Origin of the sequence: Devosia naphthalenivorans (genome assembly GCF_003056355.1) — a bacterium.
Taxonomy (GTDB): domain Bacteria; phylum Pseudomonadota; class Alphaproteobacteria; order Rhizobiales; family Devosiaceae; genus Devosia; species Devosia naphthalenivorans.
The window spans coordinates 276293-302544 of sequence record NZ_PYVW01000003.1 but is presented as its reverse complement, the minus strand read 5'-3'; the positions used below and the strand labels follow the sequence as shown (position 1 = coordinate 302544).

Sequence of the window (26252 nt, the reverse complement as noted above, 5' to 3'; positions counted from 1 at the left end):
GACTTTCGCATGGGGGCACTTCAACCCTCCTGCGCCAGATCGGCCAGCAGGCCCGCGGCAACGGAGAGGCGCGACACCGTAAGCGTGCCTTGCGTCAATTCGGCAACGGCCGCGCGGGTCCGCTCGATGCCCACATTCTGCCGCGAGGTCCAACTGGCCACCCGATCCGCCACCAGCCCGTCGCCCGCTTTCAGCACATCGGCGGTAAGGTCGCGCTGCGCCCGCATCAGATTCGCCAGCGCCCGGTCCAGCGCCATCCGGTCGAACCGGTCGCTCAGAACGATTGCGCGCCCTTGCTCGATCACCGGCCACAGCTCGAACGCCGCAAAGACGCCGAAGAACGCCGCCGCACCATCGGCCACCGAGACGCCGGCGCGTTCGCTGACCAGCACGATATCGCTGGCATAACCCAGCACATCAAGCTCCGTGATGGCCTGCGCCACAGGCTCCGGAACGCCCTTGCCGACGAACTCGGAAACCTTCCGGTCAACGCCAAGGCTCAACGACGCGGGCAGGGCGCTCTTGAGCATGGTCCGCAGCGCCGCAACGCCTGACTTGTGCCGGTCCACCAGCCCCACCAGCCCCTGCGACACATCCCCATTGCGCAGGAACCACAAGCTCTCCTGCCGCAGCAGGTTCATGACGCGTCCATATAGTTCCAGTTGCACGGCGCCGGGCACCAGTCCGTCCAGCGCATCGATTGCTGAATTAAGGTCCGTCAGCCCATAAACATCGCGTGTCGCGGCATAGGCCAGAGCAATCTCGCCTGGGCTGGCGCTGGTCGCTGCCGTCAGTTCACTGACAAAGGCCGGCCCACCACGATTGATCATCGCATTGGCGAGCACCGTAGCGATCACCTCGCGCTTGAGCCGGTGCTGCCCCGCCGCCTCTGGATAGGAGCGGTGCAGCGTTTCGGGGAAATAGCGGAAGAGCTCACCGGCGAGATATTCGTCGTCGATCCCGCATCCCTCCAGCAAATCGGCATAGAGCGTCAGCTTGGCATAGGCCAGGATCACCGCCAGCTCCGGCCGCGTCAGGCCCTTGCCGAGCGCTGCGCGCGCATCGATCACCCCATCACTGGGCAGGAATTCGACCACGCGGTCAAGCAGCCCCCGCTGCTCCAGCCGTTCGATCAGTTCGCGATGGTCCGGCAGCTCACCCGTTCCCGCCCGTTCGGCCAGCGAGAGCGCCAGGCCCTGCAGGTAGTTGTTGCGCAGGCACAGTGCCGCCACTTCCTCGGTCATGGTTTCGAGAAAGCTGTTGCGCGCATCCAGCGTCAGCGAGCCGTCGGTCAGCAGCGGCGCCAGCGCGATCTTGATGTTGACCTCGAGGTCGCTCGAGTTCACCCCGGCCGAATTGTCGATTGCATCGGTGTTGATCCGGCCGCCCTTGAGCGCAAACTCCACGCGCCCGCGCTGGGTCACGCCCAGGTTCGCGCCTTCTCCGACGACCCTGGCGCGCACGCCGCTGCCAGTGATGCGGATCGCGTCATTAGCCCGGTCGCCCACATCGGCGTCCAACTCGGTCGTGGCGCGGATATAGGTTCCGATGCCGCCAAACCAGAGCAGGTCGACCTCTGCCGCCAAAATCGCTCGCATCACCTCGGCGGGCGTTGCCTGCGACTCATTCAGCCCGAGCGCCGCCTGCATCTCGGGCGAGAGCGGAATGGATTTGAGGCTCCGCGAAAATACGCCGCCACCGGCCGAGATCAGGCTCTTGTCATAGTCCTGCCAGCTCGATCGCGGCAGCTCGAACAGCCGCTTCCGTTCGGCAAAACTGGTCAGCGGATCGGGATTGGGGTCGATGAAGATATCGCGGTGGTCGAACGCCGCCACCAGCCGAATGGCGGGGCTCAGCAACATGCCGTTGCCGAACACATCCCCGCTCATGTCGCCCACGCCCACTACGGTGAATGGCTCGTTCTGGATATCGCGATCCATCTCGCGGAAGTGCCGCTTGACGTTCTCCCATCCGCCGCGCGCGGTGATGCCCATTTCCTTGTGGTCGTAGCCGGCCGAGCCGCCCGAGGCGAACGCGTCGCCCAGCCAGAACCCGCGCGACAGCGCGATGGAATTGGCGGTGTCCGAAAAACTCGCCGTTCCCTTGTCCGCCGCGACCACGAGATAGGGATCGTCCCCATCCCGCCGCACCACGCCCTCGGGTGGCACGACCACGCCATTGACCAGATTGTCGGTGACGTCGAGCAGCGCGCCGATGAAGATGCTGTAGCTGGCGACGCCTTCCGCCTGGAAAGCCTCTCGTGGCATGCCGGCGACCAGCCGCTTGGGCACGAACCCGCCCTTGGCGCCCACCGGCACGATGACGGCGTTCTTCACCTGTTGCGCCTTGACCAGCCCCAGCACTTCGGTGCGGAAATCCTCCGGCCGGTCCGACCAGCGCAGGCCACCGCGCGCGATGGCGCCAAAGCGCAGATGCACGCCCTCGACGCGCGGCGAATAGACCGAGATTTCGCGATAGGGGCGGGGCGCCGCCATACCCTCCACCAATTGGCTATCGAACTTGATCGCCAGCGCCGGCTTGCGCTCGCCGTTCTTGTCGCGTTGGAAGGCATTGGTGCGCACCGATGCCTCGATGAGATTGAGGAACCGCCGCACGATGGTGTCTTCATCAAGCGAGGCCATGGCGTCCAGCGCCGCCTGGACTTGGTTGCGGGCCGCCCCGGCTCGCGCCTCGCGTTCGCTTCCTGCCGGATCATGCAGCGCACCGAATAAGGCAATCAGCCCACTCGCGGCGGCGGACTGCGTCACCAGAACCTGCGCGATGTAGCGCTGCGAATAAGACGTTCCGATCTGCCGCAGATAGCGCGACAGCGCCCGCAACAGGGCAGCATCGGTCCACTCCAGCGCGGTCTTGCTGACCAGGGCATTGAGCTGGTCGCTCTCGGCCCGGCCGTGCCACACCGCATGCAGGCCCGCCTCGATGGCCGCGCCACGCTCGGCAACATCGAACCCGGCATCCAACGGCTCCAGCACCATATCGTGCAGATAGCGCTCCACCCCATCGCGAGGCACGATCGTATAGGTCCGCTCGTCGATAACCCGAAACCCGAAGGCTTCCAGCATCGGCACGCGGTCACTGAGCGGAATGGCGCTGCTGCGGTGATAGAATTTCAGCCCCAGAGAACCATCGGTTCCGGTGCGCGCATAAAGCCGCGTGGCAATGCCGGCGCCATCGCCCAACCCGCGCAGCACGGCTATATCAGCCACCGCATCCGCAGCGGAATTGCGTGACTGGTACGCCGCCGAAAACGCCCCGCGATAGTCGCTGACCTCGGCCGGGTCGCTCGCCTGGGCAACCAGCGCATCGCCGAAATTGGACGTCAGCGCATCGACACGCGCTTCGAGCTCGCCACGGCTGGGGCGCGGCGTTGGTCCATCCACCCGCCCGATGATGACATGCAGCCGGACCAGTTCCCCTTCCGGGAAATGCGGATAATAGGCCGAAACCCTGCCGTCATAGATGCTCGCCAGGAACCCAGTTATCCTGCCCCGCGCCTCGCCGTCGTAGCGATCGCGCGGCACATAGACCAGGACGGACACGAAATTGTCGAACCGGTCCACGCGCGGCAGGACGCGAACGCGCGGCCGGTCAAAAAGCGCCGCAATCGCCGTCGCGAATTCGAACAACTGGTCGACTTCGATCTGGAACAGCTCGTCGCGCGGATAGCTGTTGAGCGCGCCCAGCAGGGTGCGCCCGTCATGCCCCAGCGGATCGACGCCCGACTGGCGCATCACTTCACTGATCTTGCGGCGGATCAGCGGCACATCGGTATGCGGCGTCGCCTCCGCCTGGGCCGTGAACAGGCCGACGACCCGCAACTCACCGGTTACCGATCCGTCCTCGCCAAGCAGCTTGATCCCGACATAATCGAGATGCGCCCGCCGGTGCACGCGGGAGCGCACATTGGCCTTGGTGACCAGCAAGGGTTCGCCGGAGGCGACGAAATCGCCATGCTGCGGCGTGAACTCCACGAACTCGGCGCCGCTCCGCAGCACCTTGCGGTCCTCGTCCCGCAATATGCCCCGGCCGCTTCCGGCCACCTGTTCCAGCCGGCCATCGCTGATCCGGTATTCGCGCATGCCGATGAAAGTGAAATTGTGCTCGCTCAGCCATTCGAGAAACTGCAGCGCCTCGCCATCGTGTGCACCCTTGCGAGGGCTCAACGCGGCAGTCACCCGATGCAATCGGTCCAGCATGGGTTGCCAATCCCGCACCGCCAAGGTGACGTCGGCCATGGTCGCCGCGATCTCGCTGCGCAATGCCTCCAGGTCCGCCACCGGATCGCTTTGGATGTGCAAGACACTAAGTCGCCGGCCATCGGCGTCGTGCACCACTGGATGGGAGAACAGGCGCACCGTTCCGCCTGCGGCTCTCACCGCCGCAAGGGCACTATCGACGATGAACGGCATATCGGGAGAGATCACATCGATGCTGAGCGGCTCGCCCGCAGCGGAAGGTTCGGTCAGGAAGATCTGGCTGGCCTCGCCCCGATAGACTGCGACCCGCTCATAGGCGTGCCGCATGCCGGCTTCGAAGCGCTCCGGCGCCAGCCTGGACAGATCCTCCCGGTCCGTCGCTGCTCTGGCTGCCGCCAAAAATTGCGCAAACTCGGCCTGGCTCGATTGATCCTGATCCAACGCTTCTGTCTCCCATGTCACGCATGCACTCTAGGCACCCCGCCCTTCGCTGTCTGCCCATGCTTTAGTTGTCTGACGGAGAAGGGGTAACGCACCGGCCACAAATGCTGTTCAGGAACAGCTTTCTCTGCGGTGGCTTTATTCGGCCCATTCGGGCGAGCTTTTCCCCGATTGGCGGCTTTTGGGGAAAGGATGTTCTGCCGTGGGTGGTGCTGCGCAATTCCGCGGCCTTGTAATACCCCACTGCTCTGGTAGTCTTTCGCTATTCAATCTCACCGGGAGACAGAGATGAAGACTGCAACGAAAATCCTGGCCTATTCGGGCCTGGCCGCAGCGCTGGTGCTGGGTTTCGCGGTTACTGGCCATGCCCAGGAACGCACCCTGACCAATGTCAGCTACGACCCCACGCGTGAGCTTTATCAGCAGTTTAACGAAGCCTTCATTGCCCACTGGCAGGAAACCGCCGGCGAAACCGTCGCCATCCAGACCACCCATGGCGGCTCTGGCGCCCAGGCGCGGACGGTCATCGATGGGCTGGAAGCTGACGTCGTGACCCTGGCGCTCGAAAGCGACATCAACGCCATTTCCGATGCCGACCCGGCGCTGATCCCGGCCGATTGGCGCGGCACGCTGGAAAACAACAACGCACCCTATACCTCCACCATCGTGTTCCTGGTCCGCAAGGGCAACCCGAAGGGCATCAATGACTGGCCCGACCTGATCAAGGACGGCGTCGAAGTCATCACGCCGAACCCGAAGACCTCAGGCGGCGCGCGCTGGAACCTGCTGGCGGGCTGGGCCTGGGCAAAGGCTCAGGAAGGCGGCTCCGATGAAACGGCGCAAGCCTATATCACCGAACTCTACAAGCACGTTCCCGTGCTCGATACCGGCGCCCGCGGCTCCACCACCACCTTCGTGCAGCGCGGCATCGGTGACGTTCTGCTGGCCTGGGAAAACGAGGCTTACCTCGCGCTTGAGGAACTCGGCCCCGATGCTTTCGACATCGTGACGCCATCTGTCTCGATCCTGGCCGAACCGCCGGTAGCGCTCGTCGTCGGCAACGCCGAAAGAAAGGGCAACACCGACCTGGCCCAGGCCTATCTCGAATATCTCTATTCCGACGAAGGCCAGGCTATCGCCGCCGCCAACTACTACCGCCCCTTCAAGCCAGAAGCGGCCGCTCCTGAGGAAGTCGCCCGCTTTGGCGAGGTCAATCTCGTCACCATCGAGGACTTCGGCGGCTGGCGCGAAGCGCAGCCGAGATTTTTCGGAGATGGCGGGGTTTTTGATCAGATTTACTCGGGTGCTCAGTAGGCATCCGCAGAAGACGTCTGCCACTGGCGCGAGGCAGCCAAGAACGCCGTGCTGCCCTCGGGCTTGACCCGAGGGCCGTTCAAGGGAGCCCTTGCCGGAGCGGTGTGTTTGCGGGACGTGACCCTCGGGTCAGGCCCGAGGGAAGCACGGTGGCGGGGATAGATCTGATCCGTGCGGCTAAAGTGAACACTCCCCAAAGGGGAGGTAGGCGGCGTACCCCCTCAATGCACCGTCGGCACGTCGACCGGTTCATCGCCCACGTCGACCGGTTCATCGCCCACATCGGCACCAGCCTTGGGTCCGGCCCAGAACACCACATAAAGCAGTTCTTCGCCGGCCGCGTCGGTGATCTCGATGGAGCGAGGCACGCGGGTGTCGTCGCCCTTGCTGGCGGCATGTTCCACGATCGCCCGGCCAAGCTCGGCCGCGCTATGTTCCGCCGCATCAAGGTTCGGCAGGTCGCGGCCATCCTGGTCGCGGATCAGTTCATCATCGGTGCGGTAGTGGAAGAAATATCGGGGCATACGCGCCTCCCTCGGTCTCGGGAGAAATGCCGCTGCCTGCAATGGGTTGCGGGGCAGGGCGAGTTCGCCATCCAGCCTGCCAGTTTCAGTCGGTGCCGGCAAGTTGATGATATTGGTGCCGCTGCCAGATCAGCGGCGCACGGCTCGTGCTGGTCTCGGCATCCACGATCGCGCCGACGAACAGCACATGCGTGCCCGTTTCCATCGAGCCGATCACTTCGCAATCGAGCGCCGAAGCCGCCCCCATCAACAATGGATGACCCGAGGGCCAGGCGCTCCATTCTCCCAGGTTGAACCGCTCACTGGCGTCCAGGCGGCCCGCGAATGCGTCTGCAATATGCTGCTGGTCAGTGGCCAGTACGGACACCGAAAAGCCCTCCGTCTTGGCGATCATGTCCGCCAGCCGGCTCATGATGTTGATCGAGACCAGCACGGTAGGGGGCTCGGCCGCGAGCGACATCAGCGATGTGACTGTCCGGCCCACCCGCTCGTCGCCTCGGCGCGCGGTTACCACATGCACGGTTGCTCCGATGGCGGACATGGCCGCCCGGAATTCGGAGTCGCCGACCACCGGTCGCCGCGGCAGGCGGAGCTTCATGGCATCCGGCAGTTCGAAATCGGCCATCACTAGCTTGGTTCTCTCATTCGGAATGGTAACCAGCCCATCCGCTTAACTGTTCCGCTTGCTGCGAGAACTGATGGCGCCGGGTCGGCGACACCCCGGCATAAAACCGGGATGGCGCTGCGTAGTGTGAGGCGTTTAGCCCAGATTGGCTTCGGCAAACTCGTAGTTGGCGAGCTTGTCGAGGAAGTTGGTCACGTAATCTGGACGGCGATTGCGGAAATCGACGTAGTAGCTGTGCTCCCAGACGTCGAGGCCCAGCAGCGGCTTGCCTTCGCCCGTCGCCAGCGGATTGGAGCCGTTCGGTGTCTTGGTCGCCTTGAGCTTGCCATCGGTGCCCAGCACCAGCCACGCCCAGCCCGAACCGAACTGAGTGGTCGCTGCGGTCTTGAACTGTTCCTTGAACGCCTCGACGCTGCCCAGATCGCTGACGATCTTGCTTTCGAGCTTGCCGGGCAGGCCGCCACCGTTCGGCGAAAGCGCATTCCAGAAATGGATGTGGTTCCAGTGCTGGCCGGCATTGTTGAATACCGGCGCCAGGTCAGCCTTGCCATTGGCGAAAGCGATGATCTCCTCGAGCGACTTGCCCTGGAGATCGGGGTTCTTTTCCACGAACCCGTTCAGCGCCGTCACATAGGCCTGGTGGTGCTTGTCGTGGTGCAGCTCCAGCGTTTCCTGGCTCATGCCGCGTTCGGCAAGTGCGGAATGGGCATAGGGAAGGGCAGGTAGTTCAAACGCCATTTCTCGTCTCCTCGGATTGCACCGCTTGCATTTCGGCGGTGTGAAGCTTAATTTCCAAGCACCGACTTTGAAAACCTCGCGGTGATATGTCAAGCCAGAACTTGGAAAACGCACAATGGTCGCCTCGCAGCCCCGCTGAACGGGTGCTGATGGCGCTCAAGATGCACGGCACCATGTCCGCCGCCGCCTTGGGCAACATGCTCGGCACCACCGGGGAGGCTGCGCGTCAGCAACTCGCGCGCCTGGCCGAGGAGCGGCTCGTGGTTGCGACCAGCCAGGCGAGCGGGGTAGGGCGCCCGACGCAGCGGTGGACACTCACGCCCGCGGCCCAGGCGCGTTTCCCCGATACCCATGCCGGGCTTACCGTCCAGCTGCTGGACATCATCCGTTCATCTCTGGGGCAGGATGCCCTCGATACGATGATTTCGACCCGCGAGGACATTACTCGCAACGCCTATGAAACGGCACTGGCCGATAGTCTGTCGCTGCGCGACAAGGTCGCCACGCTCGTCCAGCTCCGCTCGGCCGAAGGCTATATGGCCGATTGGCGTGAAGAGGCGGACGGCACCATCGTTCTGGTGGAAAATCACTGCCCCATCTGCGCTGCAGCTACGGCCTGCCAGGGTTTTTGCCGGGCCGAGCTTGATGTTTTCCGCGCCGTTCTCGGGCCCTCCGCTGAAGTCACGCGCACCGAACACATCGTTTCAGGCGGCCGCCGCTGCACCTACTCCATTCGCGAGCTTCAGGCATGACCAACGACAATCCGCGCCCGCCCGCCGGCACCCGCCACCAGCGCGTCGGCTGGGAAACGCCGGAAAATCTCGATGAGACCATGATCCGCGCTGTCGTCGACCGCTTCTACGCCGATGTGCGTCGTGACACCCTGATCGGTCCGATCTTCAACCGCGTCATCGCGCCCGAGGCTTGGCCGCACCACCTCGATGTCATCACCGATTTCTGGAGCTCCATGCTGCTGGGCACCGGCCGCTATGGCGGCCGCCCCATGCCCAAGCACATGGCGATCCCCGAACTCGCCGATCCTCATTTCATGCGCTGGCTGGCACTGTTTCGCCGTACCGTCCAGGAACTCTGCCCGCCCGAAATTGCTGACCTGTTCATCGAGCGCTCCGAACGCATCGCCAACAGTTTCCGCATGAACATCGCCATGCGCCGTGGCGAAGATATAACCGGCATGGCGCCTTTGCAGCGTGAAGCCGTCTCCTAGGATACCCCACCCCACGACGTCATTCCCGCGAAAGCGGGAATCCCACTTCAGCCAAAGTGAGGTTCCCGCTTTCGCGGGAATTACGCCGGGGCAACCTTGACCCGAATCTCCCCCGGGCCCCACCCGCAGAATTATTTTCCAAACCTCTCCGGGCAAACGCCAAGCCTCCACCTTTGATAAACCCGACCATTCAACTAGGTTTTGGCCGCCGAACTGTTGAGAGTGTCGACATGCGCATTGCCAATTCTGCCTGGACCGCCGCTTGAGCACGGCTGTATCGACTGCGCGACGCCAGGGGTGGAGCTTCCGCCGGCCCAGCGTCATTCCGGGTTTCGGACTGACGCTCGGGTTCACGCTCACCTATTTCTCGCTGATCATCCTCATTCCCCTGCTGGCCCTGGCTATCCGCTCGGCAGGTCTCGGGCCGGAAGGCTTCTGGAAGGCCGCAACCGACCCGCGCGTGCTCGGGTCCCTCCGCGTCAGCTTCGTCACGGCCCTGATCGCTGCAGGCGTCAATGTGGTCTTCGGCACCCTGATCGCCTGGGTGCTGGTGCGTTATCGCTTCCCCGGCCGCCGCATCTTCGACGCCATCATCGATCTGCCCTTTGCCCTGCCGACCGCCGTTGCAGGCATTGCACTCACCGCCATTTACGCGCCGAACGGCACGGTGGGCTGGCTGTTTGCGCCGCTCGGTTGGCGTATCGCCTACACCCCCGCCGGCATCGTCATCGCCATGATCTTCATTGGCCTGCCGTTCGTCGTGCGCACCATCCAGCCTATCCTCGAGGAAGTGAGCCACGAGATCGAGGAGGCCAGCGCGACCCTTGGCGCCAACCGCTTCCAGACCATCACCAAGGTCATTCTGCCCAGCCTCACCCCGGCAATCCTGACCGGTTTCGCCCTCGCCTTTGCGCGCGGCGTGGGGGAATACGGCTCCATCATCTTCATCGCCGGCAATATCCCATTTGTTTCCGAAATCGCGCCGCTGCTGATCTATATTCGCCTGCAGGAATTCAATTATGTGGGCGCCACCGTGATCGCCACAGTCATGCTGTTGCTGTCGTTTGCCCTGCTATTCGCCATCAATCTAATCCAGGCGTGGTCGCGCCGGAGGTATGGCTATGGCAACTAAGCTGACCGCCCGCCGTCACCGTCGCATCTCACCCACCAGTGAAAGCCGCCCCGTCCAGTGGTTGCTGATCGGCATCTCGCTAATCTTCATGGGCGTCATTCTGGTGCTGCCGCTTTATGCCGTGTTCCACGAGGCATTCAGCAAGGGCATCGATATTTTTTTGGCGGCGCTGTCGGAAAAGGATGCGCAAGCCGCCATTCGCCTGACGCTGCTGGTCGCGGCGATCGCGGTGCCGCTCAACGTGATCTTCGGCCTCGCCGCCTCCTGGGCCATCGCCAAGTTCGAATTCAAGGGCAAGGCCTTCCTGATCACGCTGATTGACCTGCCGTTTTCGGTGTCGCCGGTTATTTCCGGGCTGGTCTATGTGCTGCTGTTCGGGGCAGGGAGCTTTCTTGGTCCCTGGCTTAAGAGCTACGGCATCGAGGTGCTGTTCGCGTTGCCCGGCATTGTCCTCGCCACCATCTTCGTGACTTTTCCGTTCGTCGCCCGTGAACTGATCCCGCTGATGCAGGACCAGGGCACCGGGGACGAGGAAGCCGCGCTTTCGCTCGGCGCCAATGGCTGGCAGACGTTTTTCCGCGTCACGCTCCCCAACATCAAATGGGGCCTGCTCTACGGCGTGCTGCTCTGCAATGCTCGCGCTATGGGCGAGTTCGGGGCGGTGGCCGTGGTCTCGGGCAAGATCCGCGGCCAGACCACCACCATGCCGTTGCAGGTGGAAATGCTTTATAACGAATACAACGCCACGGCAGCCTTCGCCCTGGCCTCTTTGCTGGCGCTTCTCGCGCTTGTTACGCTGGTGCTCAAAAGCGTGCTCGAATGGCGCTTCGGCGAAGAAATCGCCGCCGGTACACACGAATAGGATTTGGTGTCTATGGAAGTACGCGTTCAAAATGTGCGCAAGGAATTCGACCGGTTCCCGGCGTTGCATGATGTCTCGCTCGATATCCGCTCGGGCGAGCTGATCGCGCTGCTCGGACCTTCCGGGTCGGGCAAGACCACGCTGCTGCGCCTGATTGCGGGCCTCGAAATGCCCACCGCCGGCAAGATTTTCTTTGGCGATACCGACGCTTCCGAGAAGACGGTCCAGGAGCGCAATATCGGCTTCGTGTTCCAGCACTATGCCCTGTTCCGTCACATGACGATCCTCGAGAATGTCTCGTTTGGCCTCAAGGTGCGGCCACGGTCCAGCCGCCCACCGGCCGGCGAAATCCGTCGCCGCGCGCTGGAGCTGCTCGATCTGGTGCAGCTTTCAGGCCTTGAAAAACGCTATCCCAACCAGCTTTCCGGCGGCCAGCGGCAGCGCGTCGCGCTTGCCCGCGCGCTGGCCATCGAGCCGGCCGTCCTGCTGCTCGACGAGCCGTTTGGTGCGCTGGATGCCCAGGTCCGCCGCGAACTGCGCAAATGGTTGCGTGAAATCCATGATCGTACCGGGCACACGACCGTGTTCGTCACTCACGATCAGGAAGAAGCGCTGGAGCTTTCCGACCGCCTTTGCGTGATGAGCCAGGGCAGCATCGAGCAGGTCGGCACGCCCGACAGCGTTTATGATCAGCCCACCTCCCCATTCGTCTTCGGCTTCATCGGTGAGTCGAGCGAACTGCCGGTGGTCGTCGAAAACAACGAGCTTTGGGTGGGCGGCCGTGCCATCGGCGTTCCGGCGGGTGACGCCAAACCTGGGAAAGCGCGGCTCTTTTTCCGTCCTCATGATGTGGAACTGATCGAAGCCGATGCTTCGCTCTCCGGGGTCGTCACCACCTCCCGCCGCGTTGGCGGCACGCGCCGGGTGGAACTGGCCATTGGCGGCGAGGGGCAGCACGTCGAGGTCGATCTGCCGTTCGACCACCCCGCTGGCGAAAAATCCCGCCTTGCGTTCAGGCCAAGGCGTTGGAAGCTGTTTCCGGCAGCGTAGCGCTACTGAGGGTTGGTCAAGATTTGGCTCAGGCTGAGTCGAAAATGCTGGGTTGCGAGAACCGGAGCGCAGCGTACCTTGGGGTACGTGAGCACCGGAAGCGCAGGAACCTGGCGTTTGCAGACCAGCATCAGCCAAATATCGACTAACCCTACTCCTCGTCCCCCTTCACCGCTTCCATCGACACATGCGTCGATGTATGCGCAACATGGGGCAGGGCGGAGATTTTTTCTCCGAGCACCTCGCGATAATCGGCGATGTCCTTGGTCCGCACCTTGAGCAGATAATCGAAGCTCGATGCGATCATATGCGCCTGCTCCACTTCCGGGATGGCGCGCACCGCCTTGTTGAACGCTGCCAGCGCACCCTTGCGCGTGTCCGATAGTTTCACCTCGACAAACGCCACATGCGGCAGGCCAAGCCGCTTGGGGTCGATCACCGCGCGGTAGCCCAGAATGTAGCCCGCCTTCTCCAATCGCGTGATCCGCGCCTGGCACGGGGTCTTGCTCAGATTGACCCGCCGGCTCAACTCCGCAACGCTGATCCGTCCATCTCGGGACAGCTCGCCGAGAATATGCCGGTCGATCTGGTCCAATGTCTCGTAGCTGACGGTTTTCATGGGCGTATGTCCTGGCTTGTGCCTATTGAATAAAGCACAAGGCGCTCAGGCGCCAGAAGATCAGGCGAAACGCCTAACACGAAGGCTATATTCTGGGGCCTACTGTGGATCCAGAGCCCCCATGACCGACATCTCCGCCGCCCGTCACGCCCTTCGCGCCAGCACCCTTGCCGACGAGACGCAACTCGTCCGCCAACTCATCGATCAAACCGGCCTCTCGGCTCAAGCGCGCGGTGTCATCTCGACGCATGCCGAGCAATTGGTTACCACCGTTCGCACTGGCAATCGGCTGGGGCTCATGGAGTCGTTCCTCTCCGAATATGGCCTCGCGACCGACGAGGGCGTGGCGCTTATGTCGCTCGCCGAAGCGTTGTTGCGCGTGCCCGATGCGGACACCGTCGACCGGCTGATCCATGACAAGGTCGGCGGGTCCGATTGGACCAGCCATTTCGGCGGCTCCAGCAACCAGCTTGTGAATTTTTCGTCCTGGGCTCTCGGCCTCACGGCCGACGTGCTGGGCGATCCCAATGTCGGACCAAAGAACGCGTTGCACCGTGCCGTTGCTCGCCTGGGCGAACCCGTCATTCGCGCCGCAGTCGGCCAGGCCATGCGCCTTCTTGGGTCGCAGTTCGTTTTCGGCCGCACCATCGATGAAGCCATCGTCAATGCGAAAAAGCCCGAAGCGCAGGGCTATCGCTATTCCTATGACATGCTGGGCGAGGCCGCCCGCACCTCGGCCGATGCGAAGCGCTATTTCGACGCTTACAGCCGCGCCATCGCGAGCCTCGCACCGCACTGCACGGCATCGTCCGTGCGCGACAATCCCGGCATTTCCGTCAAGCTCTCGGCGCTGCACCCGCGCTACGAGTTCGCGCAACGCTCGCGCGTCATGACCGAACTCGTTGATGCGACTCGCCAATTGGCCTTGCAGGCCCGCGCTGCCAATATGGGCTTCAACATCGACGCCGAGGAAGCCGACCGGCTCGATCTGTCGCTCGACATCATCGCCGAAGTGCTCGCCACGCCAGAACTTGCGAGCTGGGAAGGATTCGGCGTCGTCGTCCAGGCCTATGGCAAAAGCGTCGTGCCCCTGATCGATTGGCTCGACGCCACGGCCAGATCGCTCGATCGTCGCATCATGGTGCGCCTCGTCAAGGGCGCGTATTGGGATGCCGAGATCAAGCGCGCGCAGGTTCTGGGGCTCGAAGGCTATCCGGTGTTCACCCGCAAGGCGGCAACCGACGTCAGCTATATCGCGGCCGCCCGCCGGCTCTTTGCCTCCTCCAACATCTATCCCCAGTTCGCCACGCACAACGCCCATACGGCATCGGCCGTGCTCCACCTCGCCGCAGAAGCTGGGCGCTTCAACGACAGTTTCGAGTTCCAGCGCCTCCATGGCATGGGCGAGCGCCTCCATGAAGTGCTGCGCACCAATCACAGCACGCGCACCCGCATCTATGCTCCGGTCGGCGCGCACAAGGATTTACTGGCCTATCTGGTCCGCCGCCTGCTCGAAAATGGCGCCAACGGTTCCTTCGTCTACCAGATCGCCGACGAGGACATTCCGGCATCCGTCGTTGCCGAGGACCCGATCGGCAAGCTCCTCAGCCTGCCATCGCTGCCCAACGCGGCGATTCCCGCTCCCGCAGACATTTTCGGTGCGCGTGGCAACTCCGCCGGCCTCGATCTCACCGATCCCGTGGCATTCGCCGCCATGGACGAAGCCCGCTACCGTTTCGTGACGACGCAGTGGCAGGCGCATCCATTGCTCGCGGGCGGCTCGGATGGCAGGGGAAATGGACCCTCCACCACGCTCACCAATCCCTCCAATCCCATCGATCAGGTCGGCACGGTTGTTGACGCAAGCCCGCAGCAGGTCGCCGACGCGATCTCCGCGGCCGAAGCCTCTCAATGGGGCGCCACTCCAGTCGCTACCCGCGCCAGCCTGCTGCGCGTCGTGGCCGACCTCTACGAAGCCAATCGACCGGAACTCTTTGCCTTGCTCGCTCGCGAAGCCGGCAAGTCCTGGGCTGATGCGGTTTCCGAAGTGCGCGAAGCGGTGGACTTCCTGCGCTACTACGCGGCTGAGGCCGAAGCGCAGCCACTTGCAGCGCCGCTTGGTCCCATCGCGGCTATTTCGCCCTGGAACTTTCCGTTGGCCATTTTTACCGGTCAGATCGCTGCGGCTCTCGTGGCCGGCAATCCGGTTCTCGCCAAGCCTGCGCCGCAGACCCCATTGATCGCCTTCCGCGCTGTGCAACTGATGCGGGAGGCCGGTATTCCCGCCGATGCGATCCAGCTGCTACCAGGCGCCGGTGAGGTCGGCACGGCGCTGACATCGAACTCCAAGATAGCGGGCGTTGTTTTCACCGGCTCGCTCCCCACCGCTCGCAAGATCGATGAGGCCATGGCTGCAAACCTGGCGCCGACCGCGCCGTTAATAGCCGAGACCGGTGGCCTCAATGCCATGATCGTGGATTCCACCGCGCTCCCTGAACAGGCGGTGCGCGATATCTTGGGATCGGCCTTTCAGTCTGCCGGCCAGCGCTGTTCGGCCCTGCGCATTCTCTACCTGCAGGAAGACACCGCCGAGCGCACAATCGAGATGCTCAAGGGCGCCATGGACGAACTGACGCTGGGCGATCCGTGGCATCTGGCGACCGATATCGGCCCAGTCATCGACGAGTCCGCTCGGACGAAAATCCAAGCATATATCGATGCTTACGAAGGTTCGGGGAATCTGATTCATCGCTTGAAGACGCCGGGACAGGGAACTTTCGTTGCGCCCACCATCGTCCGCGTCAACGGTATCCAGGACCTTGCCGAGGAGATCTTCGGGCCGGTGCTGCACCTTGCAATCTTCAAGGCAAGCGAACTCGACAAGGTCATTGCCGCGATCAACGCTTCGGGGTACGGGCTCACCTTCGGCATGCACACCCGCATTTCCTCGCGCGTGCGCTCAGTTTCCACCAGCATTCACGCCGGCAATATCTACATCAACCGCAACCAGATCGGCGCGGTCGTGGGCTCGCAGCCCTTTGGCGGCGAAGGTCTGTCCGGTACAGGGCCCAAGGCCGGCGGTCCGCACTATTTGCCGCGCTTCACGCGAGCCGCAAGCCAGCCGCAGACCGCGCCGGTGACGCTTCCCGGCCCAACCGGGGAAAGCAACATCATGCATGTGGCGCCTCGCGGCACCGTGCTTTGCCTGGGTCCGACCACGGCCGATCAGCAGACGCAGGCGGCGATGGCCGCAAGTCTTGGCAACACGGCTATTCTGGCCGAGCTGGACCTGACGACACTGCGTGTCGCCAATACCTTCCAGGCGGTGGCCTATTTTGCCGATGATGCCGATTTGCGCGCCATCCGCCTCGCCTTGAGCGAGCGCTCCGGCGCCATCATCCCGTTGGTTACCTGCGAGAATGAAGCGAGCCGCCTGCAGGTGGAACGCCATATCTGCATCGACACCACGGCGGCCGGCGGTAATGCGTCGTTGATGGCCCAGGCGGAATAGGGGCCTCTATCAATCATGGTCACCCTCGGGCTTGGCTCGAGGGTGAGAGTTTGGGGTGTCCTAGCGTGCCGCAACCAAGGCAGCCAACTTCGCTGGAACTGCGATCACATCCCGGATCATCTGCACCCGCTCGGGCGTATAATAGCCGGTGACGTCAAGCATGTTGACCGTGCCGACCAGCTCTCCGCCGATCACCACCGGCATATTCACCACCGACTGGCACCCCAGCGAGTCGATCAGTTCGTAGTCGGGGAAAACCTCGGCGATGGCCTCGATCGTATTGGCAACGAAATAGCGCCGTTCCTTGTGCACGATATCGAACCAGGAGTTGTAGCGGATCGGCTTGGTCCCCGATGCCGGATAGTTCGCGGGGTCGCTGGTGTAGGCGCGCCGAGCCACTTCGTTCGCCATGTCCACGCTCATATAGGTGAAGAGCTTGGCGCCAACCGTCGCCTGCACCAGCGCCTGCAGTGCACCAAACGCCTGGTCAGCGCCTTTGGCCTCGGCAATGGCGGCATCGAATTGCGCGATGGCTTGGGAATAGTCGTTCATCGATTTTATCCTTGGTCTGTATTCCGGCTTGCGCCGTATTCTTTGCGCCCACCGCGCGGGTCCTGCGGCATGCGTCCCTCACAACCACCGGCGCTGCCCTCGGACTTGATCCGAGGGCCACTCTCAGCGGATCAAGCCCGAGGACAACGTTGTGGTTGGCTATGCTTCCGCGCCGGCACGCCCTTCCGTGGCCGCGAGCAGTTCCTGCGAATACGCCTGGCTGAGGCGTCCCTGCTTGAGCTGGTCCACATCCGCCACCTCGACGATCTGCCCATGGCGCATCACGGCCAGCCGGTCGCACAGGAAGCTCACCACCGGCAGATTGTGAGTGACCAGCAGATAGGTCAGTCCCTGTTCCCGCCGCAGCCGCTTCAGCAGATTGAGAATTTCCGCCTGCACCGACACATCGAGCGCCGAAGTTGGCTCATCCAGCAGCAGCACTTTTGGCTCCAGCATCAGCGCCCGGGCAATCGCCACGCGCTGCCGCTGCCCGCCGGAAAGCTGATGGGGGAAGCGGAAGCGGAAGCGCCGATCCAGCCCCACTGCCTGCAGCATCGCCTCGACCCGTTCGCCGCGATTGCCGATGCCATGAATGGTCAGCGGCTCGCTGAGCGTCGCGTCGATGGTCTTGCGCGGATGCAGCGAGCCGTACGGGTCCTGAAACACCATCTGGCACTGCCGCGAAACCTGCCGGTCCACGCCATGGCTGCGCGGCTGACCGAGCACCGAGATTTCCCCAGTCCAGTCAGGCGCGAGCCCCGCAATGGCCCGCAGGATTGTCGATTTACCCGACCCGCTCTCGCCCACCAGCGCAAAGCTTTCGCCCTCGGCGATTTCGAGGTTCACACCAAGCACGACCTTGGTGTCGCCATAGGAAATATCGACGTTTGATAGCGTGATCGCGTTCATGTGCCCGCCCATTGCGTCCGGTCGAGCACCGGCAGTTCGTCCCGGCTCTCGTTGATTGTCGGCATGGCGGCCAAAAGCCCGCGCGTATAAGGGTGCTGCGCCTCGCTCAACTGCCCCTCCGCGCATTCCTCCACCACTTGCCCAGCATTCATCACCAATATCCGGTCGCAATAGCGGCTGACCAGGTTCAGGTCATGGCTGATCAGGATCAGCCCCATGCCTTTGCTGGTGACCAGGTCGTCGATGATATCGAGCACCTGCGCCTGCACGCTGACGTCCAGCGCCGAAGTCGGCTCATCAGCGATCAGCAGTTCCGGCTCGGGTATCAGCATCATCGCGATCATCACGCGCTGCCCCATGCCGCCCGATACCTCGTGCGGATAAAGCCCCGCCACCCGCTTGGGATCGTTGATGCGAACCGCTTCCAGCATGGCGAGGATGCGTTCATTCACCTCGCGCCGCGGCAGCTTTTCGTGCGTCACCAGCGCTTCGGCGATTTGCTCGCCCACCGTCATCACCGGGTTCAGCGAAAACTTCGGGTCCTGCATCACCATCGAAATGCGCGCGCCACGAACCTGGCGCATCTGCTTTTCGTTCTGGTTGCGCAGGTCGATGCTATCAAACTCGAGCTTGTCAGCCGTCACCAGCCCCGGCTTGCGGATGAGCTTGAGGATGGCGCGGCCTGTCATTGACTTGCCTGAGCCGCTCTCGCCGACAATGCCAAGCCGCTCCTTGCCAAGTTCGAAGGAGATGCCCTTGACCACTTCCACCCGCCCGCGATGAGTGGGGAAGCTGACGCGCAGGTTTTGTACCGAAAGAAGCGGCGCCATCACTTGCCCTCGTTCTTCGGGTCAAGCACGTCACGCAACCCGTCGCCCAGGAAACAGAACCCCAGGCTCACGATGATGATGGCAAAGCCCGGCATAGTCGCGACCCACCATTGATCGAGGATGAAGGTGCGCCCGCGCGATATCATCGCGCCCCATTCGGGTAGCGGCGGCTGCGCGCCCAATCCGAGAAAGCCCAGGCCGGCTGCGGTCAGGATCACCCCGGCCATGTCGAGCGTCACGCGGATGATCATCGATGAGGTGCACAGCGGCAGGATGTGCTGCACGATCACCCGGATCGGGCCCGCCCCCTGCAAGCGTACTGCGGCGATGAACTCGGCATTGCGGATGGTCAGTGTCTCGGCGCGGGCAATGCGCGCATAGGCGGGCCAGGAGGTTATGGCGATGGCGATGATCGCGTTGTTGATGCCGGGTCCAAGCGCCGCAACGAAGGCCAAGGCCAGGATCAGCTTGGGCATGGACAGGAATATGTCGGTGATGCCCATCAGCACCCGATCGGTCCAGCCGCCGAAATAGCCGGCAATCGCCCCGATGAGGAGGCCCAGTGGCGCCGAGATCAATGCCACCAGCGCAACGATGGTCAGGGTGATCTGCGACCCCCAGATCACGCGCGAAAAGATATCCCGGCCCAGCTCGTCAGTGCCCATCCAATTGGTGCCCGAAGGCGGCGCCAACCGGTTTGCGAGGTCCTGTCCCGTGGCGGAGTAGGGGGCAAGCCAGGGTGCAAAGATCGCCGTCAGGATAAGGACGAGAATGATGATGCCGCCCATCACGGACAGCGGATTGCGAAGTAGGGCCGTAAACACCCGATAGGCGCGCCCGGCATTTGCCTGCCAGCGCGAATTGGGGGAATCCTCAAGCAGCCAGTCGCGTGTTGTCATCACCGAGCCCTCGGATCCAGCACCCGATAAAGCACATCGGATATCTTGTTGATGAAAATGAACACGGCCCCGATCACCAGCGTCGAGCCGAGCACGGCATTCATGTCGGCGTTCAGCAGCGCCGTGGTCAGGTAGTTACCGATACCGGGCCAGGAGAACACCGTCTCGATCATCACGGACCCCTCAAGCAGGCCGGCATAGCTCAACCCGATCACAGTGATCAGTGGCACACGGATGGGGTTGAACGCATGGCGCCAGATCACCACCCGCTCCGGCACGCCCTTGACGCGCGCGGTGGTGACGAACTCCTGGCTCAACTGGTCGAGCATGAAGCTTCGAGTCATGCGCGCGATGTAGGCGAGGCTGAAAAAGCCCAACACCGAGGCGGGCAGGATCAAATGGCTGATCGCGTTCCAGAAAATGTCGATCTCACCGGCAAGCAGGCTGTCGACCAGGATCAAGCCCGTCACCGGGTCCACCAGCCCATCATAGAAAATGTCGAGCCGCCCGGGTCCGCCCACCCAGCGCAGGCGGGCATAGAACACAGCCAGGCCCACCAGCCCCAGCCAGAAAGCCGGCATCGAATAGCCCAGCAAGCCCACCACCCGGATGATCTGGTCGATGACCGAGCCCTGCCGGCTGGCGGCGATAACCCCCAGCGGCACCCCGATCACCACGCCGATGATGATGCCGATGGTCGCCATTTCCAGCGTTGCGGGGAAGAAGCGGCTGATGTCCTCGACCACCGCCCGCCCGGTACTCACCGACATCCCGAGATCGCCGGTCAGCACATTGCCCACATACTGGATGAACTGAATATAGAGTGGCTGGTCCAGCCCCATGCTGACGCGCGCCGCCTCATAAACCGCATTACTCGCCCGGTCCCCGACCACTGCCAGCACCGGATCGATAGGGATCACCCGGCCGATAAAGAAGGTGATGGCCAGCAGCCCCAAAAAGGTGAGGAAAACCGTCGCTACGAACCCCGCAATCGCCGAAATGCCACGCCCCCACCGGCGCTTTCGTTGCGCTTGCGGGATTGGGGATATGACAATCTGCGGGTCAAGGCTCAAAAGCTATTCTCCAGCGCAAACAAGGCATTACGCCTGCAGGCTGACTCTCCTGCAGACTGTGAGCGGCTTCACATTTCGCTTTCACCATACAGAAAACTTTGCTTATATCAAAAAAATTTTGGTGGAGCGGGATGACACTTGCGACGATAGGCAAGGCCGAACTGGAGGGGCACCCCAAGGTGGGCGCGCTGATCCGTGCGCGCCGTCGCCAGCAGCAGATGACGCTCGAGGCCCTTGGCAAACTGGCCGAAGTTTCCGTCGGTTACCTTAGTCAGGTAGAACGCGACCACGCCACGCCATCCCTCGGCACGCTGGCACAGATTGCCCGCGCTCTTGGCGTCGGTGTCGATTATTTCGTGTCGGCGCCCGCCACACAAGCCGCCCTTACCCGTGCCGGCGAGCGCAACCAGTTCTCGGTCAATGGCTCATCCATGATCTACGAGCGGCTGGGCGCCGATTTTCCCGGCAACACCCTCTCCAGCTTCGTCATGACGGTGCCGCCCGGCTATCGCTCGGAAACCGTGGCGCATGAGGGCGAGGAAATTCTCTACGTGCTCGAAGGCTCCATCACCCAGCGCCTCGACGGCGAGGAGATGGTGATGAATTCAGGAGATTCGCTGCACTTTCGCGGCAATCGTCCCCATTCCTGGTCCAACCACACCGACCAGCCGGCGCGCCTGCTCTGGACCGGCACGCTGGCCCTGTTCCGTTCCACAGCGCGCCCGCCGCGCCAGGTGGCTGCCAAGCCCAAACCCGGCGTCAATAAGCCGGTGAAGTCCAAGACGACCCATAAAAAACAGGAGAAACGCACATGAAAATGCTACGCGCTGCCTTGCTGGCCACCGCGCTGTCCCTGCCGCTTGCGGCGGGCGCCGTTTATGCCGCCACCCCCGCCGACGCGCTGGTGATCGCGCAGAATATCGACGACATCGTTGCGCTCGATCCGGCGCAGGCCTATGAGTTCACCTCGGGCGAGATCAACACCAACGTCTATGACCGCCTGGTGCAGTACGAAGCCGAGGACACCACCACTTTGGTTGGTGGTCTCGCCTCCGAATGGGCCGTCGATGAAGCCGCCAAGACGCTGACCTTCACCCTGCGCGACGCGACCTTCGCCTCGGGCAATCCGGTCCGTCCCGAAGACGTGCTGTTCTCCTTCAAGCGCGTGGTCACGCTCAACCTGACGCCCGCCTTCATCCTCACCCAGCTCGGCTGGACGCCCGAGAACATCGACGAGATGGTCACCATTGCCGATGGCAAGGTGGTCGTGAAGTGGGATGGTGACTTCGCATCCGCCTTTGTGCTCAACGTGCTCGCCGCCCGCCCGGCCTCGATCGTCGATGAAGTGCTGGTGACCGAGCATGCCGAGGGTGAGGACTGGGGCAACGCCTGGCTCAACACCAATTCAGCCGGCTCGGGCCCCTTCGTGATGTCCGACTATCGCCCGGCCGAAATCGTGCGCCTCACCGCCAATGAGAACTACTTCCGCGGCGCGCCGGCCATGAAGTCGGTCATCATCCGCCACGTTGCCGAAGCCGCGACCCAGCAATTGCTGCTGACCTCGGGCGATGTCGATATCGCCAAGAACCTGACTCCCGACCAGATCTCCGGCCTGCCAGCCGACACGGTCAAGGTCGAAAGCTACCCGCAGGCGGCCGTCCACTTCCTCTCGTTCAACCAGAAGGATGAAGAATTGACGCCCCCAGCCGTCTGGGAAGCTGCGCGCTACCTGGTCAACTACGATGGCATGACCCAGTCGTTCCTCGCAGGGCAGATGGAAAAGCACCAGGCCTTCTGGCCCAAGGGCTTCCCCGGCTCCTATGACGAAACGCCCTTCACCTACGACGTCGAAAAGGCCAAGCAAATCCTGGCCGATGCGGGTATCACCACACCGATCAACGTGACGCTGGATGTCATCAACTCGACCCCGTTCACCGATATCGCGCAGTCGCTGCAGGCGTCGTTCGCCGAAGCGGGCATCAACTTCGAAATCCTGCCCGGCACCGGCGCCCAGGTCATCACCAAGTACCGGGATCGCACCCATGAAGCCATGCTGCTTTATTGGGGCCCTGACTTCATGGACCCGCACTCCAACGCCAAGGCGTTCGCCTACAACTCGGACAATTCCGACGAAAACTACGCGGCAACTACGACCTGGCGCAATGCCTGGGCAGTTCCGCAGGAGTTGAACGACAAGGTCACCGCCGCCCTGGCGGAACCCGATCAGGCCAAGCGTAACGAGATGTACATCGAGATCCAGAAGGAAGTTCAGGCTTCTTCCCCGATTGTCATCATGTTCCAGGCGGCCCTGCAGATCGCCATGGCCAACAATGTCGAAGGCTACGTCAACGGCGCAACGTCGGACTTCGTCTACTACCGCCTCGTGACCAAGAACTGATGCAGTTTGCGGCAGCGACCTTCGGGCCGCCGCCGCGCAGGAGCCGGGCTTCCTCCCTCCGGCCCGGCTCCTTGCCACCATCCGCTGCAGCGCCATCATCCACGGAGTCATTCCCGCGAAAGCGGGAACCTCCGTTTATTGACGCCAGCATAATAACTGAGGTTCCCGCTTTCGCGGGAATGACTCAGCGGTCCAGCACTAATCGCGCAGTCGAACCAAACACCGAGGTCATCATGAACCCCACTCTTACCAAGCGCCTCGAAAACCTTCGCACCCGCATGGCCGCGACTAACACCGATCTCGTGGTCATCGGCCCGTCCAGCCACATGGTCTACCTGGCCGATCTGTCCCCACACGGCGACGAACGGCCCGTCATGCTTATGGTTAGCCAGAGCTTCGCCGGCTTCCTGATGCCCGCGCTCAATGTCGACAGCGCGCGCCAGCACACCGATTTGCCGTTCTTCCCCTGGGCCGATGCCGATGGTCCGGATGCCGCGCTCAAGGACCTGCTGAACGCCACTGGCGTCTCCCCGATCAGCCCCTCCATCGTGCTCGACGAAACCATGCGCGCCGATTTCGCGCTGCTGGTTCTCGATGCCCTGCCGGGCGCGCACCGGCGCTTTACGAATGATACCGTGGGCTATCTCCGTTCGCGCAAGGACGACGCCGAATATCGCGCCCTCAAGGACAGCGCCGTGCTCAACGATGCCGCCATGGCTGCGGGCTTCGCCGCATTGCGCCCCGGCATCACCGAGCGCGAGATCGCCTCGGTGATCCGCGATTTCTACAAGGCCAATGGCGCGACGCCCGAATTTACCTCGGTCTGCTTCGGGCCCAACGGCGCCTTCCCCCATCACCACACCGGCGAAACCCAGCTAAAAGCCGGTGATGCAGTCCTGATCGACACGGGAGGCCGAATCAATGGCTACCCCTCCGACATGACGCGCGTTGGCTATTTCGGCTCGGCCCCCGAAGGATTCGACGAAATCCATGCCGTGCTCGACCGTGCCGTTGAAGCCGCAATCGCCGCTGCCAGGCCCGGTGCCGCTGCCAGCGCTGTCGACAAGGCCGCCCGCGATGTAATCACTGCCGCCGGTTACGGCCCCAATTTCCTCCACCGCACCGGCCACGGCCTGGGCATCGACATTCACGAAACGCCCTACATCACCGCCACGTCTGACACGATCCTCGACGAGGGCATGGTCTTCTCCATCGAGCCCGGCATCTACCTGCAAGGCCGCTTCGGCCTGCGCCTCGAAGAGATCGTCATCATCCGCAACGGGGTAGCCGAGAGCCTCTCCGAGATGCCGAGAACCGCAGTGGCCGCGGGGTAGGGCGCAGAACCCCTCATCCGCCGCTACGCGGCACCTTAAAGGGGACAAGGGAAGAGCCTACCCATAAACCCGCACCAGCCGGCCATCCGGTCGGTCCACCAGCCGTCCGGGCTTGCTCACCAATTCGCCTGCGAGCGCGACCATGCCTGGATCAGTCGCGAGCTTGCCGTCGCCCGCGTCTTCGGTCGACAGCACGCTGGCCTTGAGCAGCCGAGAATAGGGATGCTCGGGATTGTCCAGCACCGTGCGCGCATCGCCCATTTCCACGATCCGCCCGCGCTGCATGATGATCAGCCGGTTGGAAATGTAGTACGCAGTCGCCAGATCGTGGGTGATGTAGATAACCGATACCTTGAGATCATCGCGCAGGCTTTTGAGCAGATTGACGATGCTCATGCGCAAGCTTGCATCCACCATCGACACCGGCTCGTCAGCCACCAGCAATGGCGGATTGGGGATCAGCGCCCGCGCAATCGCCGCGCGCTGCAATTGCCCGCCGCTCATTTCGTGCGGATAGCGGCCGCGCACTTCGGCAAGGCTCAAGCCCACCTTTTGCAGCGCGCCATCCATCGCCGCGTCGATATCGTCGCGCTGGCGCAGCTTGAGGAACCGCGTGGCGGTGGATTCCAGATAGCGGTCGATCCGCTTGAGCGGGTTGAATGCCTCGAACGGATTCTGGAACACCGGCTGCACATTGGCCATGAATTCCAGCCGCTCGGCACGGCCCACCTTGTGGCTCACCGTCTTGCCGCGGAAGCTGATCTCGCCGCTGCTGGGCAGTTCCAGCCCCAGGATCATGCGTGCCAGGGTCGTCTTGCCCGAACCGCTCTCGCCGATGATCGTGAAGATCTCGGGCTTCTCGACGCTCAGCGACAGCGAAGCGCCTTCCACGGCTCGCACGATCTTGCGCGACAGCATGCCGCCCATGGTGAACTGCTTGGAAACTTCCTTGACCTCAAGCAGCGTGCTCATGCCATCACCCTATTCGCCTGATGCGGCTTGACCAGCGGCCCGACATCCTGCCAACGCCAGCAGGCACTGCGATGATCGTTCGCCACCGGGATCAGCGGCGGCACCTCGGTTTTGCACTTGTCGATGGCTAGTGGACAACGCGGGTGGAAGCGGCATCCGGCGGGTGGGTTGGCCAAGCTCGGCGGACGACCTTCCAGCGCCGGGCGCTGCGTCGTGTCCCCAATGCGCGGCAGGCTTGCGACCAGATGCGCGGTATAGGGATGCTTGGGCGCAAAGAACATCTGCCGCGTCGGCCCTTCCTCCACCAGCCGCCCGGCATAGATGATACCCACGCGGTCGGTCATGTTGGCATGCACGCTCATGTCGTGCGTCACGAACACCACCGAGCTCCCCATGTCCTGCTGGATTTCGCGGATCAGCCCCAGCACTTCTTTTTGCACCACGACATCCAGCGCCGTGGTCGGCTCGTCGGCGATCACGAATTCTGGGTGGCACACGGTCGCCAGCCCGATGGTCACGCGCTGCCGCATGCCGCCCGATAGCTCGTGCGGATAGGCGTTGAGCACATCGGCCGGCAGCTTGAGCCGTTCCAGATGCCCCAGCACCCGCTCGCGATAGGGCGTGCCGCTCGCCGCCAACGGTCGCTTGGCGAAGTCCTCAAACGTCTTGCCGATGCGCCGCACCGGGTTCAGCGTGCTCATCGAGCCCTGCATGATGTAGCTCAGATGCCGCCAGCGAATGCTCTCGATCTGCTGGGGTGTGGCCGTGGTCACATCGATAGGCCCGTTCTTGAAGTTGAACTTGGCGGAGCCGTCCACCACCCGCATTGGCGGGCGAATGGCGGCCGCGAGCACCTTGATGAAGGAGGTCTTGCCCGACGAGCTTTCCCCGGCAATGCCGTAGATCTCGTTCTTGCGCACGGTCATGGTGATGCCATCGACCGCCCGCACTTCGCGTTCCACGCCGAAATAATTCATCTGGTAATAGGCCTTGAGCCCGTCGACCGTGAGAATATCCTGTGTCATGG

Annotated in this window: 22 protein-coding genes; 10 read left to right on the top strand and 12 right to left on the bottom strand. The window is 63.0% G+C overall.

Annotated elements, in window-relative coordinates; genetic code table 11:
• Positions 1-20: 20 nt before the first annotated feature.
• The gene (locus C8264_RS07090) at positions 21-4679 is read right to left on the bottom strand and encodes an NAD-glutamate dehydrogenase (protein ID WP_108460263.1); all 4659 of its coding nucleotides are present in this window, start codon (positions 4677-4679) and stop codon (positions 21-23) included.
• Positions 4680-4946: 267 nt separating this feature from the next.
• Between C8264_RS07090 and C8264_RS07085 the strand changes: the two genes are divergently transcribed.
• Entirely contained in the window at positions 4947-5972 is a 1026-nt protein-coding gene (locus C8264_RS07085; RefSeq protein ID WP_108460262.1) for a sulfate ABC transporter substrate-binding protein, read from the top strand.
• 221 nt (positions 5973-6193) lie between these two features.
• Here the strand turns inward: C8264_RS07085 and C8264_RS07080 are convergent, their stop codons facing one another.
• The 3 genes from C8264_RS07080 to C8264_RS07070 all read right to left on the bottom strand — a co-directional run bounded on the left by C8264_RS07080 (position 6194) and on the right by C8264_RS07070 (position 7859).
• On the bottom strand, positions 6194-6496 hold the full coding sequence (locus tag C8264_RS07080) for a DUF6894 family protein (RefSeq protein WP_108460261.1): 303 nt from the start codon (positions 6494-6496) through the stop codon (positions 6194-6196).
• An 85-nt stretch (positions 6497-6581) separates the two neighbouring features.
• On the bottom strand, positions 6582-7121 hold the full coding sequence (locus C8264_RS07075; RefSeq protein ID WP_108460260.1) for a flavin reductase family protein: 540 nt from the start codon (positions 7119-7121) through the stop codon (positions 6582-6584).
• A 135-nt stretch (positions 7122-7256) separates the two neighbouring features.
• Positions 7257-7859, bottom strand: a complete 603-nt coding sequence (locus C8264_RS07070) for a superoxide dismutase (protein WP_108460259.1) — start codon at positions 7857-7859, stop codon at positions 7257-7259.
• Between the two features lie 86 nt (positions 7860-7945).
• On the opposite strand from C8264_RS07070, the gene C8264_RS07065 reads away from it, so the two are divergent.
• The 5 genes from C8264_RS07065 to C8264_RS07045 all read left to right on the top strand — a co-directional run bounded on the left by C8264_RS07065 (position 7946) and on the right by C8264_RS07045 (position 12128).
• Complete coding sequence (locus C8264_RS07065; protein ID WP_108460258.1) at positions 7946-8611, top strand: helix-turn-helix transcriptional regulator; 666 nt, start codon at positions 7946-7948, stop codon at positions 8609-8611.
• Positions 8608-9084: a group III truncated hemoglobin gene (locus tag C8264_RS07060; protein WP_108460257.1), complete on the top strand. Its 477-nt coding sequence runs from the start codon at positions 8608-8610 to the stop codon at positions 9082-9084. The genes C8264_RS07065 and C8264_RS07060 overlap by 4 nt, the downstream gene beginning before the upstream one ends.
• 262 nt (positions 9085-9346) lie before the next feature.
• Positions 9347-10216, top strand: coding sequence for a sulfate ABC transporter permease subunit CysT (cysT, locus tag C8264_RS07055; protein WP_108460256.1), 870 nt, complete (start codon positions 9347-9349; stop codon positions 10214-10216).
• Entirely contained in the window at positions 10206-11078 is an 873-nt protein-coding gene (gene cysW / locus C8264_RS07050) for a sulfate ABC transporter permease subunit CysW (RefSeq protein ID WP_425430667.1), read from the top strand. Before cysT ends, cysW begins: the two co-directional genes overlap by 11 nt.
• 12 nt (positions 11079-11090) lie before the next feature.
• The gene (locus C8264_RS07045) at positions 11091-12128 is read left to right on the top strand and encodes a sulfate/molybdate ABC transporter ATP-binding protein (RefSeq protein WP_108460254.1); all 1038 of its coding nucleotides are present in this window, start codon (positions 11091-11093) and stop codon (positions 12126-12128) included.
• Between the two features lie 151 nt (positions 12129-12279).
• Here C8264_RS07045 and C8264_RS07040 read toward each other — a convergent pair whose 3' ends face one another.
• Positions 12280-12747: an Lrp/AsnC family transcriptional regulator gene (locus C8264_RS07040; RefSeq protein ID WP_108460253.1), complete on the bottom strand. Its 468-nt coding sequence runs from the start codon at positions 12745-12747 to the stop codon at positions 12280-12282.
• Positions 12748-12868: 121 nt separating this feature from the next.
• Here C8264_RS07040 and putA point away from each other — a divergent pair, with 121 nt between their 5' ends.
• Positions 12869-16258, top strand: a complete 3390-nt coding sequence (gene putA, locus C8264_RS07035; RefSeq protein WP_108460252.1) for a bifunctional proline dehydrogenase/L-glutamate gamma-semialdehyde dehydrogenase PutA — start codon at positions 12869-12871, stop codon at positions 16256-16258.
• Between the two features lie 60 nt (positions 16259-16318).
• Here the strand turns inward: putA and C8264_RS07030 are convergent, their stop codons facing one another.
• The 5 genes from C8264_RS07030 to C8264_RS07010 all read right to left on the bottom strand — a co-directional run bounded on the left by C8264_RS07030 (position 16319) and on the right by C8264_RS07010 (position 20449).
• Entirely contained in the window at positions 16319-16810 is a 492-nt protein-coding gene (locus C8264_RS07030) for a GAF domain-containing protein (protein ID WP_108460251.1), read from the bottom strand.
• 159 nt (positions 16811-16969) lie between these two features.
• Positions 16970-17719, bottom strand: a complete 750-nt coding sequence (locus C8264_RS07025) for an ABC transporter ATP-binding protein (RefSeq protein ID WP_108460250.1) — start codon at positions 17717-17719, stop codon at positions 16970-16972.
• Positions 17716-18549, bottom strand: a complete 834-nt coding sequence (locus C8264_RS07020) for an ABC transporter ATP-binding protein (protein ID WP_205245632.1) — start codon at positions 18547-18549, stop codon at positions 17716-17718. The genes C8264_RS07025 and C8264_RS07020 overlap by 4 nt, the downstream gene beginning before the upstream one ends.
• Positions 18549-19448, bottom strand: a complete 900-nt coding sequence (locus C8264_RS07015; protein WP_205245631.1) for an ABC transporter permease — start codon at positions 19446-19448, stop codon at positions 18549-18551. The genes C8264_RS07020 and C8264_RS07015 overlap by 1 nt, the downstream gene beginning before the upstream one ends.
• Positions 19448-20449 (bottom strand): ABC transporter permease, encoded by a 1002-nt coding sequence (locus tag C8264_RS07010; protein ID WP_425430669.1) that lies wholly within the window; start codon positions 20447-20449, stop codon positions 19448-19450. Before C8264_RS07010 ends, C8264_RS07015 begins: the two co-directional genes overlap by 1 nt.
• Positions 20450-20652: 203 nt before the next feature.
• On the opposite strand from C8264_RS07010, the gene C8264_RS07005 reads away from it, so the two are divergent.
• The 3 genes from C8264_RS07005 to C8264_RS06995 all read left to right on the top strand — a co-directional run bounded on the left by C8264_RS07005 (position 20653) and on the right by C8264_RS06995 (position 24253).
• A complete protein-coding gene (locus C8264_RS07005; protein ID WP_108460247.1) occupies positions 20653-21336 on the top strand; it encodes a helix-turn-helix domain-containing protein in 684 nt (227 codons plus the stop codon).
• Positions 21333-22919 (top strand): ABC transporter substrate-binding protein, encoded by a 1587-nt coding sequence (locus C8264_RS07000; protein ID WP_108460246.1) that lies wholly within the window; start codon positions 21333-21335, stop codon positions 22917-22919. The genes C8264_RS07005 and C8264_RS07000 overlap by 4 nt, the downstream gene beginning before the upstream one ends.
• 233 nt (positions 22920-23152) lie before the next feature.
• Positions 23153-24253: a M24 family metallopeptidase gene (locus C8264_RS06995; protein WP_108460320.1), complete on the top strand. Its 1101-nt coding sequence runs from the start codon at positions 23153-23155 to the stop codon at positions 24251-24253.
• A 57-nt stretch (positions 24254-24310) separates the two neighbouring features.
• Here the strand turns inward: C8264_RS06995 and C8264_RS06990 are convergent, their stop codons facing one another.
• Together C8264_RS06990 and C8264_RS06985 are read right to left on the bottom strand one after the other, a co-directional pair.
• Positions 24311-25225, bottom strand: a complete 915-nt coding sequence (locus C8264_RS06990) for an ABC transporter ATP-binding protein (RefSeq protein ID WP_108460245.1) — start codon at positions 25223-25225, stop codon at positions 24311-24313.
• Positions 25222-26250 carry an ABC transporter ATP-binding protein gene (locus C8264_RS06985; RefSeq protein WP_108460244.1) on the bottom strand — a complete coding sequence of 343 codons (1029 nt, stop codon included), beginning with the start codon at positions 26248-26250 and terminating at the stop codon, positions 25222-25224. The genes C8264_RS06990 and C8264_RS06985 overlap by 4 nt, the downstream gene beginning before the upstream one ends.
• Positions 26251-26252: the final 2 nt, after the last annotated feature.

What these genes read in the sequence shown, in the direction of transcription:
- C8264_RS07040 (WP_108460253.1), bottom strand. Translation starts at nt 12,747, where the DNA reads ATGAAAACCGTCAGCTACGAGACATTGGACCAGATCGACCGGCATATT.
- C8264_RS07020 (WP_205245632.1), bottom strand. Translation starts at nt 18,549, where the DNA reads ATGGCGCCGCTTCTTTCGGTACAAAACCTGCGCGTCAGCTTCCCCACT.
- C8264_RS07075 (WP_108460260.1), bottom strand. Translation starts at nt 7,121, where the DNA reads ATGGCCGATTTCGAACTGCCGGATGCCATGAAGCTCCGCCTGCCGCGG.
- C8264_RS06990 (WP_108460245.1), bottom strand. Translation starts at nt 25,225, where the DNA reads ATGAGCACGCTGCTTGAGGTCAAGGAAGTTTCCAAGCAGTTCACCATG.
- C8264_RS07005 (WP_108460247.1), top strand. Translation starts at nt 20,653, where the DNA reads ATGACACTTGCGACGATAGGCAAGGCCGAACTGGAGGGGCACCCCAAG.
- C8264_RS07065 (WP_108460258.1), top strand. Translation starts at nt 7,946, where the DNA reads ATGTCAAGCCAGAACTTGGAAAACGCACAATGGTCGCCTCGCAGCCCC.
- C8264_RS06985 (WP_108460244.1), bottom strand. Translation starts at nt 26,250, where the DNA reads ATGACACAGGATATTCTCACGGTCGACGGGCTCAAGGCCTATTACCAG.
- C8264_RS07030 (WP_108460251.1), bottom strand. Translation starts at nt 16,810, where the DNA reads ATGAACGACTATTCCCAAGCCATCGCGCAATTCGATGCCGCCATTGCC.
- C8264_RS06995 (WP_108460320.1), top strand. Translation starts at nt 23,153, where the DNA reads ATGAACCCCACTCTTACCAAGCGCCTCGAAAACCTTCGCACCCGCATG.
- C8264_RS07085 (WP_108460262.1), top strand. Translation starts at nt 4,947, where the DNA reads ATGAAGACTGCAACGAAAATCCTGGCCTATTCGGGCCTGGCCGCAGCG.
- cysW (WP_425430667.1), top strand. Translation starts at nt 10,206, where the DNA reads ATGGCAACTAAGCTGACCGCCCGCCGTCACCGTCGCATCTCACCCACC.
- C8264_RS07045 (WP_108460254.1), top strand. Translation starts at nt 11,091, where the DNA reads ATGGAAGTACGCGTTCAAAATGTGCGCAAGGAATTCGACCGGTTCCCG.
- C8264_RS07080 (WP_108460261.1), bottom strand. Translation starts at nt 6,496, where the DNA reads ATGCCCCGATATTTCTTCCACTACCGCACCGATGATGAACTGATCCGC.
- C8264_RS07070 (WP_108460259.1), bottom strand. Translation starts at nt 7,859, where the DNA reads ATGGCGTTTGAACTACCTGCCCTTCCCTATGCCCATTCCGCACTTGCC.
- C8264_RS07025 (WP_108460250.1), bottom strand. Translation starts at nt 17,719, where the DNA reads ATGAACGCGATCACGCTATCAAACGTCGATATTTCCTATGGCGACACC.
- C8264_RS07060 (WP_108460257.1), top strand. Translation starts at nt 8,608, where the DNA reads ATGACCAACGACAATCCGCGCCCGCCCGCCGGCACCCGCCACCAGCGC.
- C8264_RS07000 (WP_108460246.1), top strand. Translation starts at nt 21,333, where the DNA reads ATGAAAATGCTACGCGCTGCCTTGCTGGCCACCGCGCTGTCCCTGCCG.
- C8264_RS07015 (WP_205245631.1), bottom strand. Translation starts at nt 19,448, where the DNA reads ATGACAACACGCGACTGGCTGCTTGAGGATTCCCCCAATTCGCGCTGG.
- putA (WP_108460252.1), top strand. Translation starts at nt 12,869, where the DNA reads ATGACCGACATCTCCGCCGCCCGTCACGCCCTTCGCGCCAGCACCCTT.